The 15,217-nt window shown below is 65.8% G+C and carries 14 protein-coding genes; 7 read left to right on the top strand and 7 right to left on the bottom strand.

All coding sequences use genetic code 11. The features are described from left to right. Positions 1-192: 192 nt before the first annotated feature. The 4 genes from ACE191_RS18580 to ACE191_RS18565 all read left to right on the top strand — a co-directional run bounded on the left by ACE191_RS18580 (position 193) and on the right by ACE191_RS18565 (position 2,760). The gene (locus ACE191_RS18580; RefSeq protein ID WP_400193739.1) at positions 193-600 is read left to right on the top strand and encodes a 6-pyruvoyl trahydropterin synthase family protein; all 408 of its coding nucleotides are present in this window, start codon (positions 193-195) and stop codon (positions 598-600) included. Beyond that, complete coding sequence (gene folE, locus ACE191_RS18575; RefSeq protein ID WP_400193738.1) at positions 593-1,261, top strand: GTP cyclohydrolase I FolE; 669 nt, start codon at positions 593-595, stop codon at positions 1,259-1,261. The genes ACE191_RS18580 and folE overlap by 8 nt, the downstream gene beginning before the upstream one ends. A gap of 130 nt (positions 1,262-1,391) precedes the next feature. Beyond that, positions 1,392-2,321, top strand: a complete 930-nt coding sequence (locus ACE191_RS18570) for a TIGR01777 family oxidoreductase (protein ID WP_400193737.1) — start codon at positions 1,392-1,394, stop codon at positions 2,319-2,321. Positions 2,322-2,469: 148 nt separating this feature from the next. Continuing rightward, positions 2,470-2,760 carry a BPTI/Kunitz domain-containing protein gene (locus tag ACE191_RS18565; RefSeq protein WP_400193736.1) on the top strand — a complete coding sequence of 97 codons (291 nt, stop codon included), beginning with the start codon at positions 2,470-2,472 and terminating at the stop codon, positions 2,758-2,760. Positions 2,761-2,803: 43 nt separating this feature from the next. Here ACE191_RS18565 and ACE191_RS18560 read toward each other — a convergent pair whose 3' ends face one another. The 5 genes from ACE191_RS18560 to ACE191_RS18540 all read right to left on the bottom strand — a co-directional run bounded on the left by ACE191_RS18560 (position 2,804) and on the right by ACE191_RS18540 (position 9,361). Next, positions 2,804-5,203, bottom strand: coding sequence for a transglycosylase domain-containing protein (locus tag ACE191_RS18560; RefSeq protein ID WP_400193735.1), 2,400 nt, complete (start codon positions 5,201-5,203; stop codon positions 2,804-2,806). A gap of 677 nt (positions 5,204-5,880) precedes the next feature. After that, positions 5,881-6,675 carry a hypothetical protein gene (locus tag ACE191_RS18555; RefSeq protein WP_400193734.1) on the bottom strand — a complete coding sequence of 265 codons (795 nt, stop codon included), beginning with the start codon at positions 6,673-6,675 and terminating at the stop codon, positions 5,881-5,883. Positions 6,676-6,714: 39 nt separating this feature from the next. Next, the gene (locus ACE191_RS18550; RefSeq protein ID WP_400193733.1) at positions 6,715-8,373 is read right to left on the bottom strand and encodes a DUF4173 domain-containing protein; all 1,659 of its coding nucleotides are present in this window, start codon (positions 8,371-8,373) and stop codon (positions 6,715-6,717) included. A gap of 44 nt (positions 8,374-8,417) precedes the next feature. Next, the gene (locus tag ACE191_RS18545; protein WP_400193732.1) at positions 8,418-8,717 is read right to left on the bottom strand and encodes a winged helix-turn-helix domain-containing protein; all 300 of its coding nucleotides are present in this window, start codon (positions 8,715-8,717) and stop codon (positions 8,418-8,420) included. Next, on the bottom strand, positions 8,714-9,361 hold the full coding sequence (locus ACE191_RS18540; protein ID WP_400193731.1) for a hypothetical protein: 648 nt from the start codon (positions 9,359-9,361) through the stop codon (positions 8,714-8,716). The genes ACE191_RS18545 and ACE191_RS18540 overlap by 4 nt, the downstream gene beginning before the upstream one ends. A 160-nt stretch (positions 9,362-9,521) precedes the next feature. Between ACE191_RS18540 and ACE191_RS18535 the strand changes: the two genes are divergently transcribed. The 3 genes from ACE191_RS18535 to ACE191_RS18525 all read left to right on the top strand — a co-directional run bounded on the left by ACE191_RS18535 (position 9,522) and on the right by ACE191_RS18525 (position 12,038). Then, positions 9,522-10,313, top strand: coding sequence for a class I SAM-dependent methyltransferase (locus tag ACE191_RS18535; RefSeq protein ID WP_400193730.1), 792 nt, complete (start codon positions 9,522-9,524; stop codon positions 10,311-10,313). Between the two features lie 152 nt (positions 10,314-10,465). Then, a complete protein-coding gene (locus ACE191_RS18530) occupies positions 10,466-11,350 on the top strand; it encodes a UbiA family prenyltransferase (protein ID WP_400193729.1) in 885 nt (294 codons plus the stop codon). Positions 11,351-11,408: 58 nt separating this feature from the next. Next, positions 11,409-12,038, top strand: coding sequence for a hypothetical protein (locus tag ACE191_RS18525; protein WP_400193728.1), 630 nt, complete (start codon positions 11,409-11,411; stop codon positions 12,036-12,038). 70 nt (positions 12,039-12,108) lie between these two features. Here the strand turns inward: ACE191_RS18525 and ACE191_RS18520 are convergent, their stop codons facing one another. Together ACE191_RS18520 and rho are read right to left on the bottom strand one after the other, a co-directional pair. Continuing rightward, positions 12,109-12,777, bottom strand: coding sequence for a DsbA family protein (locus ACE191_RS18520; protein WP_400193727.1), 669 nt, complete (start codon positions 12,775-12,777; stop codon positions 12,109-12,111). A gap of 193 nt (positions 12,778-12,970) precedes the next feature. Next, complete coding sequence (gene rho / locus ACE191_RS18515) at positions 12,971-15,115, bottom strand: transcription termination factor Rho (protein WP_400193726.1); 2,145 nt, start codon at positions 15,113-15,115, stop codon at positions 12,971-12,973. Between the last annotated feature and the right edge of the window lie 102 nt (positions 15,116-15,217).

The raw sequence follows: 15,217 nt of genomic DNA, 5'->3' as shown, positions 1-15,217 counted from the left end.
TTTAACCACGCCGTTGCAATGCACCAGTCGATATACCTGATTTTTTTGCGAGGATTGTGCTTTTATTAGATATTTCATGTTAAAATATAAATAAGTACCATTAAAGAGCCGGTTTTTGGCAAATTCATTCCCCGGATTTCCCAATGCGGAATTTGCTGAAACAAAAGCGCTAAGCGGTAAGTTAGGGCGCGTATGAAGGTAACCATTGGCCGCACCGAGCACTTCAACGCCGCGCACCGGCTCTACCACCCCGAGTGGACTGACCAGCAGAACGTTGCCGTGTTTGGCCCCTGCAGCAACCCGCACTACCACGGCCATAACTACGTACTCACGGTGCGCCTCACCGGGCAGCCCCACCCCGACACGGGCTACGTGTACGACCTGAAGGATTTGAGCGCCCTCATCAAGCGCGAGATTCTGGATACCTTTGACCACCGAAACCTCAACCTCGACACCGAGGATTTCCGCCAGCTCAACCCCACGGCCGAGAACATTGCCGTGGTGTGCTGGAACCGGCTGCGCCCGCACCTGGCTCCCGAGTTGGCTCTATCGGTCACGCTCCACGAGACGGACCGCAACGTAGCAGAATACCATGGCTAACCAGCCCGACCCCGCGGCGGCCCCTTCGGCTGCCGACGCCCACCTGACCCCGAGCCTGCGCACGCCCCTGCGCTCCGACGCCTTCGCCCTGAGCGAGGAAGACAAAATCAACGGCATCGAGCAGCACTTCCGCCACATCATGGATTTGCTGGGCCTCGACCTCACCGACGACAGCCTGAAAGGCACGCCCCGGCGCGTGGCCAAGATGTTCGTGCACGAGTGGTTCCGCGGCCTCGATCCGGCCCACCGCCCCGACGTGCGTTTGTTTGAGAACCGCTACGACTACCACCAGATGCTGGTCGAGCGCGACATCACCGTGTTTTCCTGCTGCGAGCATCACTTCGTGCCCATCGTGGGCAAGGCGCACGTGGCTTACCTGCCCGGGGAACACGTGGTGGGCCTCTCCAAGCTCAACCGCGTGGTGCAGTACTATGCCCGCCGCCCGCAGGTGCAGGAGCGCCTCACCCGCCAGATTGCCGAGGAGCTCAAGCAGGCCCTGCACACCGACAACGTAGCCGTGCTCATCGAAGCCGACCACCTGTGCGTGATGAGCCGCGGCGTGAACGATACGAGCAGCGCCACCATCACGGCCGATTACGGCGGCGTATTTGGCCAGGACGAGCACCTGCGCCGCGAGTTTCTGCGCCTGATCGGCAAGTAAGCCCCGGCATGCGGGCCCGCGCCGGCCGGGGCCCGGATATTATGTTTTGCACCTGCACGAATTTCGCCAGCCACCGAGTAGCTTTGCGGCCCTTTCGCGCTGACGCTCAAGCCAAGCGCGGTCCTTACCTATGAAACAGTCGTTGCGTAAAGTGTTGATTTCGGGCGGACGCGGCCTGATTGGGATGCGCCTGTCGGAAATGCTGATTGACGCGGGCTACGAGGTAGCGCACCTGAGCCGGCAAACCTCGCACGGGCACTACTGCTCGTTTCGCTGGGACCCGACCACCGGGCAAATCGACGAAGCTGCGCTTAACTACCCCGACTACATCGTGAACCTGGCCGGCGCCAGCGTGTCGGACGAGAAGTGGAGCGAGGAGCGCAAGCGCGAAATCATGACCAGCCGCGTGGCCGCCACCAACCTGCTGGCCCGCGAGTTGCGCACCCGCCCCCACCACGTAAAGGCGTTCATCTCGGCTTCGGCCATTGGCATTTACGGCGACGCCGACGACCGCATGCTGGTGGAAACTAACCCGCCCGCCCCGGCCGACGACTTCCTGGCCCAGGTAGCTACCCAGTGGGAGCAGGCCGCCCAGCAGGTGCAGGAGCTGGGCGTGCGCACCGTGGTCACGCGCATCGGCATCGTGCTCAGCAACGAGGGCGGCGCCCTGCCGCAGCTGGCGCGCCCCATCAAGCTGATGGCCGGCGCAGCCCTGGGCTCGGGCCGGCAGTACATGTCGTGGATTCACATCGACGATTTGTGCCGGCTGCTGATTCAGATGATGGAGGAAACCGAGTGGCAGGGCACCTACAACGCCGTGACACCCAACCCGGTCACCAACAAGGAATTTACCACCCTGCTGGCCGAGGTGCTGCACCGCCCGTTGGTGCTGCCCAAGGTGCCCGAATTCGGCCTGAAGCTGGTGATGGGCGAGATGAGCGAGATTGTGCTGGCCTCGCAGCGCGTGAGTGCCCAGAAAGTGCTGGAGCAGGGCTTCCGCTTCGAGTACCCCGAACTGCGCGCCGCCCTGGAGTCGTTTTACCAGCGCGAGGCCGAATAGCCAACGCCGGATTTCAATAACCACCATCAACGGCTCCTGCTTGCGGGAGCCGTTGGCGTTTGGGGCCGGCTCAGGCAGCTACCAGTCAGGCCACGAAGGAGACCTTCCCGCATGCAACTTTTCCGCCAGGCGCGGGCCTCCCCGGTACATGAAACCAACTTGCTACGCCCTGCTACTGCTCGCGGCCAGCACCCTGCTGCCCGCCTGCCAAGAAGAATCGGACCAGTGCCCCCAACCCGAGCTGCCCAAGCGCTGCCTGCTCAAGCCCGACCCCGGGGTGTGCAATGCCGCCATGCCGCGCTACTACTACGACCCCGTGGACAAGCGCTGCAAGGAGTTTATCTGGGGCGGCTGCGGCGGCATCGTGCCGTTTCAGACGCTGCAGGAATGCAAAGACTGCGGCGGCGAGGAGCCCTCTACCACGAACAACCCCTCGTAGCTTTTCCGGCCAATGTATTCACCGTGCCCGGCGGCCGGCGGCGTTACGGGGCCTGCAGGCTGTCGGGCACGGCTACTTCGCCGCTGTTGATGCGCTCGAGCAGGTTGTCCACGGCAATGGAGTCGATCTGCACGGCTTCGCGGCGGGGCCGGGTGTAGTCCTCGGTGTAGCAGATGTACTTCTTGCTGATTTTGCCGGGGTATTTGGGGAAGGGTCCGGGCGTGATGTCGAGGTTGCGGTCCTGGTAGAGCTTTTCCATGTACATGCCGAACACGGGCAGGGCCATGCGCCCGCCTTCGCCCTGCTGGCTGCGGAAAAAGTGAATGGAGCGGTCTTCGCCGCCCACCCACACGCCGGTCACCAAATCCTTGGTCACGCCCATGTACCAGCCGTCGGAGTAGTTGGAGGTGGTGCCGGTTTTGCCGCCGATCTGGTTGTTGTTGCGCCACAGCTCGTACTCCCACAGGGCCTGCGAAGTGCCGCCGGGCTCGTCCATGCCGCCGCGCAGCATGTACAGCATCAGCCAGGCGGTTTCGGCCGGAATCACCCGTTTCTGCACCGGGTCAAACTGCTTGATCACGTTGCCGTTGCGGTCTTCGATGCGCGTGACGATGAGCGGCTCGGTGCGGAAGCCGCCGTTGGCGAAGGTGCTGTAGGCATTCACCATCTCATACACGCTCACGTCGCCGCCCGAGCCCAGGCCGATGCTGGGCACCGACAGCAAGGGGCTGCGAATGCCCACGCGGTTGGCATACTTGGCCACTTCGCCCCAGCCCACGCGCTCGGTGAGCTGGGCCGTCACGGAATTTACCGAGCGGGCCATGGCGTGGCGCAGGGTCATGTTCATGCCCGTGTACTCGCGCGTCACGTTGTCGGGCTGCCACTGCATGGGCTTGCCGTTTTCCACGTAGTTGATGGTCACCCGCTCGTCCCGAATCCGGTCGCAGGGCGCGTAGCCCTTGTCAATGGCCGTCAGGTACACGAAGGGCTTGAAAGTGGAGCCGGCCTGGCGGCGGCCCTGCTTCACGTGGTCGTACTGAAAAAAGCGGTAGTTCAGCCCCCCCACCCAGGCTTTGATGTGGCCGGTGTAGGGGTCCATGCTCATCATGCCCGCGTGCAGGAAGTGCTTGTAGTAAGCCAGCGAGTCGAGCGGGGAAAGCAGCAGGGTGGTGTCGCCGTCGCCCTTCCAGGTAAACACCTTCATGGGGCGCTTGGCGTTCAGGGCCGAATCCAGCCGGGCCGGCTGCCCTTGGTAGCGCGCAGCCAGGCGCTTGTACTGGTCGGTGCGCTTCATCTGGGTTTCGATGAAGCCGGGAATTTCCTTGCCATCCTCGTCCACCCAGGGGTTGGAGTCGCGGTTGCGCCAGAACCGGTCGAACTGCTGCTGGAGCTGCTTCATGCGCTTCTGCACGGCTGCCTCGGCGTGCTCCTGCACCCGCGAGTCGATGGTGGTGTAGATGCGCAGCCCGTCGCGGTACATGTCGTAGCCGTTCTTTTCGCACCAGCGGTTCACAAACGAGCTGACGGCGCCGCGGAAGTAGGTTTCGGGGCCGTCCACGTGCTTTTCCACCTGGTACTTCACTTCCAGGGGCTTGGCTTGCAGGGCGGCTACCTCGGCTTCGGTGAGAAAGCCGGCCTGGCCCATGCGCTCCAGCACCAGGTTGCGGCGCTTGCGCGAGGCCTCGGGCCGGAAGCGCGGGTTGTAGGTGGTGGGCGCGTTCAGGGCCCCGATGAGGGTGGCGGCCTGCTCGGTCGTGAGGCTGTCGGGCGAGGTGCTGAAGAAGGTCTTGGCGGCCACTTTGATGCCGAACGCGTTGGAGCCGTAGTCCACCGTGTTCAGGTACATGCGCAGGATTTCCTCCTTGGTGTAGCGGCGCTCCAGCTCCACGGCCGTGAGCCACTCCTTCATCTTGGCAATGAGGGTGCTCACCACCGGCACGTGGCCCAGCAGGCCGCGGGTTTCGCCGCGGCGGGTTTTGTAGAGGTTTTTGGCCAGCTGCTGGGTGATGGTGGAGCCGCCGCGCTTGTCGCCGCGCAGGGCCGCGTACACGGCGCCCACCATGGCCTCGGGGTCGATGCCCGCATGCTCGTAGTAGCGCACGTCTTCGGTAGCTACCAGGGCCTTGATGAGCATGGGCGACATGCCGCTGAGCGGCACCGGCACCCGGTTTTCGCGGTAGTAGCGCCCAATCAGCACCCCGTCGGCGGTGTACAGCTCCGAGGGCTGCTCCACCCGCGGGTTTTCCAGCTCTTCCAGCCCCGGCGACTTGCCGAACAGGAACAAAAAGTTGGTGGACACCAGAATGGGCAGCAGCAGAAAAAAGCCCGCCGCCGCCGCAAAACCGGCCCACAGCACGCGCGAGAGGCGGTTGGGCCAGCTGCGCCGGGGGCGGCTGGGTTTCGGGCTCGACGAGGACTTGGGCGGGGTATCGGCTGAGGGCATTGGCACGGACTAAGGCCGGACGCGGGGCAAAGGCCCAACTCCGGCGATACTACAAATATACCGGATGCCGCCGGGCCGCGCGCACCGCCGCCCACCCGGCGCCGGCTCAGCTACTTGCCGCCGCGGGCCCCGGCCCCCGCGGCCGTGCCGCCGGCGGCCAGGCACCCGGCCCCGCCCAGCCGCCGCGCTGCAACTCGGGCAGCGTTCAGCGCTAGGCCCCCGGGCCCGCAGCAACCGTTTCCAGCGCCCCAAGCTCCGAAATCAGCAACCAAAGCGCCATCGATAGCAACCGAAGAGCCATCTATAACGACCGAAGCTCCATCCCTAGCAACCAAAGCTCCGTCGATAGTAACCGAAGAGGTATCCCTAGCAACCGAAGCTTCAACCATAACGACCGAAGAGCCATCTATAGGACCCGAAGCTCCATCTATAGGATTTTTTCGTTCTTCGGTCGGTATAGCTGCTCCTTCAGCTCGTATCGACGTCGCTTCAGCCGCTATCCGCTCGGCTTAGCTGAGCAGTGGTGCTGCCTGGGTTGACAGAACTGGGGGTTGAGTTGCTATGGCCGGCGGTTCGGGAAGAGTTAAGTAGCCGTCAGCGGCCGGGTCCGGGGCTTCGGCAATGGTGGTTGCTTTCGCGGCCGGAGCCGACCAGCCGCGGATAGCACCGGGCGCCTTTCAGGAAGCGGCCGCCGTCAGGTTCGTGGGCGAGGCCGCGGCCGGGTGGCCGATGGTCGGCGAGCCGGCCGGCTGCGCGCCGCGAATGTCGATGGTGTGGGGGTGGCGCAGCATGGCGCACACCCGGTCCCACTGCGCGGCTACCTCGGCCGCGAAGCCGATGGGGCCCATGCCGCCGGCCCAGAGCGTGCGGTTGTAGCTCAGCCACACCAGGGCGGCGGTGCCCACCAGCAGGCCCCGGTGCAGCTGCTGGCGCAGCCACCAGCCCGGGCCGCTGCTGCGGGCCCGCTCCTTGGCCAGCGTGAAGCACTGGAAGTTGAGGTGCATGTGCTCGTCGCGCAGGATGCGCAGGCAGATTTGCTGGAGCAGGCTGGAATACGTGGCCCGAAACAGCGCCTGGTAGTACACCGCCGCAATGATTTCGGCCGTGAGCAGCACCCGCACCGTGTGCTCGAGCCCGCCCCACTGGCGCAGGCGCCGAAACGCCCGGTCGATCCAGGTGCTGCGCAGGCAGGCCAGGCCTTGCTGTTGCAGAAAGCGGCCCAGCACGCGGGCGTGGTTTTGCTCTTCGGCAATAAACAGGCGCACCGCCTCCAGGTAGCCGGAGTGGCCGCTGGCCTGGGCGCGCCGGTACAGGTGCTGGCCCTCGGAGCTTTCGCCCCGCTGAAAATGCTGCAGCGAGCGAACCACGGCCCGCCGCTCGTGGTCGGACAGGCGGTAGGCTTCGTCCCAGCTCAAGGCGTCGAGGTGGGTGCGGTTGCGGCGGAAGTAGGCCGTCCAGTCGGCAAAAGTCATGGCAGTGGGGCTTGGCGTGAGGGGTGGGAAAGGCGGGAGTCAGCGGCGCGGCGGCGCAGTCAGCGCCCGGTAGGCGGCCCAGTCGGCGTAGGTCCAGTCGTGCCAGCTGGCCTGGGTTTGGTAGTGGGTTAGCCAGTCGGCCACCCGGGCATCGAGGGCGCGCTGCGCGGCGGCGGGCGTGAGGCGCGTGGCCTGCGGCTGGTAGGGCGCACGCACGGCCAGGTGCGGGTAGTCGTTGAGGGCGGCGCGCTGCCGCACCAGTGTGGGCAGCACCCGGCCGGGCATGTTCAGCAGAAAGCCCAGGTCGAGGTGGCGCGGGTCTTTGCGCGGGCGCTCCTGCCGGCTGCTCAGGTTGTAGCCGGCAATCCAGATTTCCCAGTTGCCCAGGGCCAGCAGCAGCAGCACCGCGTAGGCCGCCAGGCTGTTGAGGCGCAGCAAGCTGAAGGTGGAGCGCCGCTGCCAGATCTTGAGCAGGATGGTGCCCAGCCCGAACAAGGTCAGCAGCAGGAAAAAGCACACGCCCACCCGCTTGTAGGCCAGGCCCATGTGCGAGATGTAGTAGTAGTTGCGCAGCCCCACCGAGGCAGCCAGCACCGCGTTCTGCAGTACCCACACCGTGGCGCCCCAGCGCAGCGCGGGCAGCCCCGGCTGGTAGAAGTTGAGGTTGCGCCGGAAAAACCACAGCACGATGCCCATGGCCAGCAGAATGCTGAAGATGAGCACGTAGGTACCCTCGTGCACGAACTGCGCCAGGTCGAAGTCCGGCGCGGGCACGAAGCCAAACCAGAGCCACTGGATATCGATGACGTTGACGGCCAGCAGCAGCAGGTTTACCAGCCCGAACACGGCCAGCGCCGCCAGGTACTCCTTGCGCAGATCGGCCACCCGAAACCGCCCGGCCCGGAAGTCGGGGTTGCGCACGCCAAACGAAGCCACCCCGTCGCGCCGGCGGCGGATGAACTCGGCAAAGCGCGCCTCCCACTGCGCCAGCCCGGGTACCGGCACCCGTAGCAGGGCGCCCGCCGTGAGCACCAGTCCCAGCAGCAGAAACAGGCCGTGGGCTACCAGATCTACCGGCAGCAGCGCCGCCAGCCACTCCCCTACCCAGTTGGCTGCCGCCGCCAGGGCCCGCTGCGTGAGGTCGGCGTACACGGGGTTGGCCAGCGAGAACAGCACGTGAAACACCAGCAGCACCAGCGCGGGCACCACCAGCAGGCGCACGTACCACACTACCCGCTCGGTGCGGTCCAGCCACTTGGGCCGGTGGGCCAGCAGCTGCGGCAGCCCCGTGGCTACCATCAGCGCGCTGTGCAGGCTGGTGAGCAGGGCCAGCGCCAGCTGCTTCAGGTGGGGCTGATTGGCGTAGCCCAGCAGCATGGCCAGCGAGGCCACGCAGGCCAGCCCGGCCACGGCCGAGCCGTAGAGCAGCACGGCCGCGCAGCTCAGCCCCGTGCCCGCCAGCAGCAGCCGAAAGTAGCCCGAGCGCCACGCCGCCCGGGGCCGCGTGGTCAGCAGCGCCGCCCCCGCCAGCAGGGTGTACATGGCCAGGTTCAGCCCCACGCCCTGTCGCCAGAACAGCAGGTCGAACAGCAGCACACCCAGGGGCAGCAGCAGTTTCTGCGCGGCAGTCAGCACCAGTGGCGGGCGGGTGGCGGCGGGCCCGGCCCAGCGCAGCGGAAATACCGAAGATGTAGCCATGATTTGAAAGTGCTTTGAATTACAAAGTTTATGGGCAAAAAAAATCAGCCGTCCTGGCGGAGCAGCTTTTCGAGGGTGCTCAGGTGGTCCTGAAACGCCTGCCGGCCCTCGGCCGTGGCGTGGTAGGTAGTGTTGGGCTTCTTGCCCACAAACTGCTTGGTTACCTGCACGTAACCCGCTTTTTCCAGCGCCGCCACGTGGCTGGCCAGGTTGCCATCGGTCAGGTCCAGGGTTTCCTTCAGGTCGTTGAAACTCACCGCCTCGCCCGCCATGAGCACGGCCATGACGCCCAGCCGCACGCGGTGGTCAAAGGCCTTGTTGAGCTGGTGGATGGCATGCTTCACGAGCGAGGGGCGCGTTCGTAGCGGTTGTACATCAGCAAACCGTAGCCGATGTGGCCCAACCCGAACCCGAGCGCAAAGAACAGGAATGCGTAGTTGGGAAGGAAACTGGCCACCAACCCCAGAGCCAGCAGCGTCAGGGCCAGCAGCTTAATTTCGTCGACGGTGTACTTGCTGGCGTTGAGCAGGGCCAGGCCGTAGAACAGCAGCATGGCGGGTACCACCAGGCCGGCCGTGCCGTGCAGGTACAGCTGCAGGCAGAACAAACCGCCCACCACCAGCGGAATGGCCATGCTCCAGAACAGGCGCCGGGCTGCCCCGTCCCACAACGAGCGCCCCTCCTGCCGGGCCCGGCGGCGCGTAAACCAGAACGCCGCCACTACGGCCAGCAACACGGTGCCCACGGCCAGCCCCAGCAGAAACGGCAGGGCGCTCAGGCGCATCTCGGACGAGCCTTCGAGCAGCCGCACAAACCCGGCTTCGCCGTACTCGCTGCGCAGGTACCAGTGCCCGAAAGCCGCTCCGGCCAGGGCAGCTACCCCTGCCCCAATGCCCGAGAGGCCGCTGAGCGAGATAAAGCGCGAAGAGCGCTCCATGATGGCGCGAATCTCGGTGAGTTGGGCGAGCGGGTCGACGGCGGGCTTCATACTTTCAGAGCGCTTTGAGCTGCAAAGCTGAGGTAAAGCGAGCACTCCGCCAACTTTTGCGCGTACTTTATTTCCAACTACCCCAGCCTGTTTCTGATTCCGGCTGGCCACAGATCTTCTTCCCGGCAATCCGCCGCTCGGGGTTTACCCATTGTCTGGCATGAAGCTACGCCTGCATTTGTTTGAGTTTGAAGACCAACCCTGGTTTCCCGGAGTTATCCGGGCGGGCATGATGGACTACCTGCGCTTCATGATTACCCGGCTGCATACCTACCGGCCCATTGCCCCGCTGATGGCCGAAGGCCTGCGCCGCAGCGGCCAAAGTCAGGTACTGGAGCTGTGCGCCGGCGCCGGCGGCGGGGCCGAGGACGTGCTCCGGGCTCTGCGCGCCGTAGGCCTGACTGACGCCCGCATTACTCTCACCGACCTGTACCCGCAGCCCACGGCCTGGCAATACCAGCAAACGGCTACGGCCGGCGCCATCGGTTTTGTGCCCGCCCCGGTAAATGCCCTGCAGGTGCCAGCCGATTTGCCGGGCTTTCGGGCGGTGTTTTCGGCCTTTCACCATTTTCGGCCGGCCCTGGGTGAGGCGCTGCTGCGCGACGCGGTGCAGGCCGGCCGGGGCATCGGCGTGTTCGAGGGTGCGGGCAAGCACTGGCTGGAATTGTTGCTGGCCCTCACCCTGATGCCCGTGATTCAGCTGCTCATCACCCCGCTCATCCGCCCGTTCCGGTTCAGCCGACTGTTTTTCACCTACCTCGTGCCGCTGATTCCGCTGTGCACCATGTGGGACGGGGCCGTGAGCATTCTACGCCTGTATTCGCCCGAAGCCCTGCTGGCTATGGCCCGGCGCGCCGACCCCGCGGGCCACTATGCCTGGCAGGCCGGCAAGGTGCGCCACGCCTGGGGGCCGCAGGTTACCTACCTGGTGGGCTGGCCGAAAAGCCAATGAGCAATCGACAAGGAGCCATGGGAGGGCGTAGCCGGAGAATGATAAAGCGGGGCAGAATCGGTTTCTTGCCCTGCCTGAAGCCACCAGGTTGTTGTAGCTAACCGATTTTGCCGCGCCGGTCACCTCGTTCACTCTTCATTGTTCATTGCTCATTGATCGTTACCCCTTACCTAAAGGCGCTGCCGCTGCTGCGTATTCCGTTTTCGGTGTACCTGATGCCGGTGTATTGGTTTGCCCTCAGCGCGCTGCCGCCGCCGTTTTCCCCCGGCCGGGCCGCGGCGGTGTTCCTGGTGCTGCACCTGCTGGCTTACCCGGCCTCCAACGGCTACAACTCCTGGTTCGACCGCGACGAAGGCAGCATCGGCGGGCTGGAGCGGCCGCCGCGGGTAACGCCCGAACTGTGGCAGCTGGTGGTCCTGTTTGATGTGCTGGCCGTGCTGGGTGCCCTGCTGGTGTCGCTGCCGTTTGCCCTGCTGCTGACGCTGTACCTGCTGGTATCGAAGGCCTACAGCTACGACCGGATCCGCCTCAAGAAGTACCCCATCCTCAGCACCCTGGTGGTGGTGGTGTTTCAGGGCGCCTTTACGTTTCTGATGACGCAGGTGGGCGTGGGCGCTGACTCCGCCGCCATTCTGGCGCCGCCCAACCTGGCGCTGGCCCTGGTCAGCAGTTTGTTTCTGAGCGGCTCCTACCCCCTCACGCAGGTGTACCAGCACCAGGAAGACGCCCGCCGCGGCGACCGGACGCTGAGCTTGCTGCTGGGCATCCGCGGCACGTTTGTGTTTGCCGGCGCGGGGCTGCTGCTGGGCGCGGCGGTGCTGGGCGCGGTGTACTGGTGGCGGGGCGAATTGCTGTTTCTGGCGGTATTTGCCCTGGCTACCCTGCCCGTGGTCACCTTGTTCGGCCGCTGGGTCTGGCAGGTGTGGCGCAACGCCGCCGCCGCCGATTTTCGCCGCACCATGCGCATGAACCAGGTATCGTCGCTGTGCCTGAGCGCCGCCTTTATGCTGATGCTGGCCCTGCGGCTCTGGTTTTAGATCCAGCCGCCCCACCTGGCAACCCAACGCCGGAACGGCAGTCGTCGTACCACTGCGCATGACACGCCGCACCCATCTTCTGCTGCTGAGCGGGCTGCTGGCCGCCTGCTCGGCGCCCAACGACCGTTCGACCAGCGCGCCGGTTACCACCACCGATTCGACCGATGTGGCTGCTCCCGAGCCGCTGGACACGGCCACGGCATCGGTGGCCCACGCGCAGTCCGACACGCTGAAGGCCGTGCGCGCCCGGCACCTGTTTTCGTCCCCTTCGGCCCCCGACCTGTTCCAGCTAGTGCTGCGCGGCGACTCCCTGCTCAGCAGCGAGGCCACCTTCAGCATCACGGCCGCCGACGGCACGGTGATTTTCCGCGAAACGCTCAGCTCGGCCGATCTGGAAGCCGCCCTGGTCTATGAAATGACCCGGCCCGGCGCCACCAAGGCCGAACGCGAAGCCTACCTGCGCCGCCGCATGGACGAGTTTTTTGCCGAAAAGAATTTCCGGCGCCCGGCCATCGGCCCCCAGGAAAATTACCAGCCCGGCCTCACCGACCGCGCTACCTGGGACGATTTACGCCGCCGCCCCGACGCCTGGAGCTTCCGCTACCTGGTGGGCAAGGAAGACGGCCGCCGCATTGCCTGGTCGCCGCTGAAAAAGCAAGTGGTGCGCTACGGCAGCTTAGGCGGCTAGGACTGGCTCAGGCGGATTATGGAGGCGGCTATACGCCCGCAGTACCGCGCTTCAGGTTGGCCGATGAAGCTTACTTCGCTTCGTTGGCTACGTCGGCCAGCAGTTGCTCCAGCCCGGCTTGCAGCTGCTCGTAGGGCTGGTAGCCGCGGGCCAGCACGTGGCCCTGCTGGCCGTGGGCGAAAATCAGCGTGGGAAAGCCCTGCACGCCCATGCGCCGCACCACATCGAACTCGTGCCGGGTAGCCTGCCGGGCGGCGTCGCTGTCCCACCACCGGCGAAATTCCGCGGCCTCGAGGCCAAAGGCCGGCAGCAGGGCCTGGTAGGTGGCAAAGTCGTTCAGATCCTGCCCCTGGCCGAAATGAGCCTGTTGCACGGCGTGGGCAAAAGCCATTTCGCGGCCCAGCGGGTCGAGCTGCTTGAACACCTGCAGGGCCCGGCTCGGCGGCTCCGAGTCGTTGCGGTAGCTGCCGGCCGCACCCAGCTCCCGGAAGTCCGCCCCGAACTGCACGCCCGTCACCTGCTCGACCTGCGCCAGAGCCTGACTGATGTAGGGCCACATCCGGCTCATGGGCCCGGCATCGTCGCCGGTCATCATGCCGCCGCTGAGCACCGTTACGGGCAGGCGGTCAGCATATTCCTCGGCCAGGCGTTTCATCACCGGGCTCATGCCGTAGCACCAGCCGCAAAGCGGGTCGAAAATGTACAGCAGCTGGGTATCGGGCAGGGCGCGTGGTTCCATAAAGCAAAGGTTGACAGCGGACGATGGGGAAACAAGCCCGCCGAGCCGTGGTTTGCCACGTGGTCGGGCGCAGGGCAAGCGAGCCGGGACAGCGTCGCGCCGCAAACGTTTCATCACAGAAAACCACTCACTACGAAAAAGCCCTTCCGACTACTAAATCGAAAGGGCTTTTATGCGTTGCGGGCGGCGTGGGTTAGCCGTTCATCGACACCAGGAACTCCAGGTTGTCCTTGGTACCGCGCATGCGGTCCTTGAGGAATTCCATGGCTTCGGTGGCCGACATGTCGGACATAAACTTGCGCAGCACCCAGGTACGGCTCAGCTCTTCCTTGCCCATCAGCAGGTCTTCGCGGCGGGTACCCGAGGCGGGCACGTCGATGGCCGGGAAAATGCGCTTGTTGGCCAGCTTGCGGTCCAGCTGCAGTTCCATGTTGCCGGTACCCTTGAATTCCTCGAAGATAACCTCGTCCATCTTCGAGCCGGTGTCGATCAGGGCGGTGGCAATGATGGTGAGCGAGCCGCCATTCTCCACGTTGCGGGCCGCGCCGAAGAATCGCTTGGGTTTCTGCAGCGCGCCGGCGTCGATACCGCCCGACAGGATGCGGCTGCTGGAGGGCTGCACCGTGTTGTAGGCGCGGGCCAGGCGGGTGATGGAGTCGAGCAGAATCACCACGTCGTGGCCACACTCCACCAGGCGCTTGGCCTTGTCCAGCGCCATCGAGGCGATTTTGACGTGGCGGTCGGCCGTTTCGTCGAAGGTCGAGCTAAGCACTTCGGCCTTCACCGTGCGCTGCATCTCGGTTACCTCCTCGGGGCGTTCGTCGATGAGCAGAATCATCAGGTACACCTCGGGGTGGTTTTCGGCAATGGAGTTGGCAATTTCCTGCAGCAGCACCGTCTTACCCGTTTTGGGCTGGGCCACAATCAGGCCGCGCTGCCCCTTGCCGATGGGGGCAAACAAATCGAGAATGCGGGTGCTCAGCTGCGAGGGCGTGGTAGTCAGCTTCAGGCGCTCATTGGCGAAGAGCGGCGTCAGGTGCGAGAAGGAAATCCGGTCGCGCACGTCGTCCACGGTGCGGCCGTTGATGCTTTCCACCGACACCAGGGCGTAGTACTTCTCACCTTCCTTGGGCGGGCGCACGGTGCATTTTACGGTGTCGCCGGCCTTGAGCGAGTACTGCTTTACCTGCTGGGGCGACACGTAAATGTCGTCGGGCGAGGCCAGGTAGTTGTAGTAGGGCGAGCGAAGGAAGCCGTAGCCGCCGTCGGGCATCATTTCCAGGGCGCCCTCGCTCGGAATGGTAATGTCGAGCGACTCGACGCGCGGCGCCTGCTGCCGGGCCTGGTCGTTGCGCTGGGGCTGCTCGCTCCGGTCGCCGCGCTCCTGTCGGGGCTGATCGGGGCGCTGCTCCGGGCGTTCGGGCCGGTCGGGTCGATCCATGCGGGGCTGCTGGGGCTGGCGCGGGTCGCGGCCGAGGCGTTCCTCGCGGCGCGGGTCACGGTCGTCGCGGCGCATTTCGCGCGGGTCGCGGCCACCTTCCCGGGGCGGCAGCTGGCTCGGTCCGCCGGGGCGGGGCTGCTCCATGGGGCGCGATGCGGGTTGCTCGGTGCCGGGTGCGGCGGGCTGCTCGCGGTTGTCGCGTAGTTCCCCGGGCTGCTCGGCCGGAGCCTGGGGGTTGCGGCGGAAATCGTCGCGGCGGCCTTCGCGGGGCTCGCGCATGGTGCGGCCGGGCTGGGGCACTACGAAGCGCTGCACGGGGCGGTTTTCGCGGGGCGCTTCAGCCGCCACGGCCGGGCCGGTGCTGTCGACGAGCTGCATGGGCGGGGCCTCCACCGGCTGGGCAGGAGTAGGCACCTCGGGCACGGCAATGGTCACGCCGGTGGCCTCGGGAGCTACGACTTCAGCCGCAGCGGCCTCGACCGGAGCCGCTTCAGCCACTGGGGCGGAGCGGCGACGCTCGGGGCGCTGCCCGGCGCGGGGGGCGCGACCGTTGACCGGCGCTGCCGGGGCGGCTTCGGCGGCCGGGGCGGGGGAATCGACGGCCGCAGCGGCTGCGGGTGCGGCGGGGGCAGCAGCGGCGCGGACCGGTGCCGGGCGGGCGGCCCGGCGCTCGGGGCGGGCGGGCGCGGGCGCGGCAGCTTCGGCGGCCGGGGCGGCCTCATCAGCGGCGCGGCGCTTGCCGGGCAGCTGCTCGGGCGGCGTAATGGCCTGCTGGTCGAGAATCTTGTAGATGAGGTCTTGCTTGCTGAGGCGGCGGAAGTTGCCCACGTTCAACGATTCGGCAACTTCTTTCAGTTCGGACAGCAAACGGTCCTTCAGCTCATCAATAGTGTACATACTGGGGTACGGGGAGGGGAATATGGGTAGGCAGTCCCCAAGGACCGCGGCGGCGCAACGGCCACCGGAATCAACGGAAAGAGCCCAACCGGGGGGCGGCGC

This window comes from Hymenobacter sp. B81 (assembly GCF_044628455.1).
Classification (GTDB): domain Bacteria; phylum Bacteroidota; class Bacteroidia; order Cytophagales; family Hymenobacteraceae; genus Solirubrum.
The sequence above is the reverse complement of the archived record's forward strand: the minus strand, read 5'-3'. Positions and strand labels throughout refer to the sequence as shown.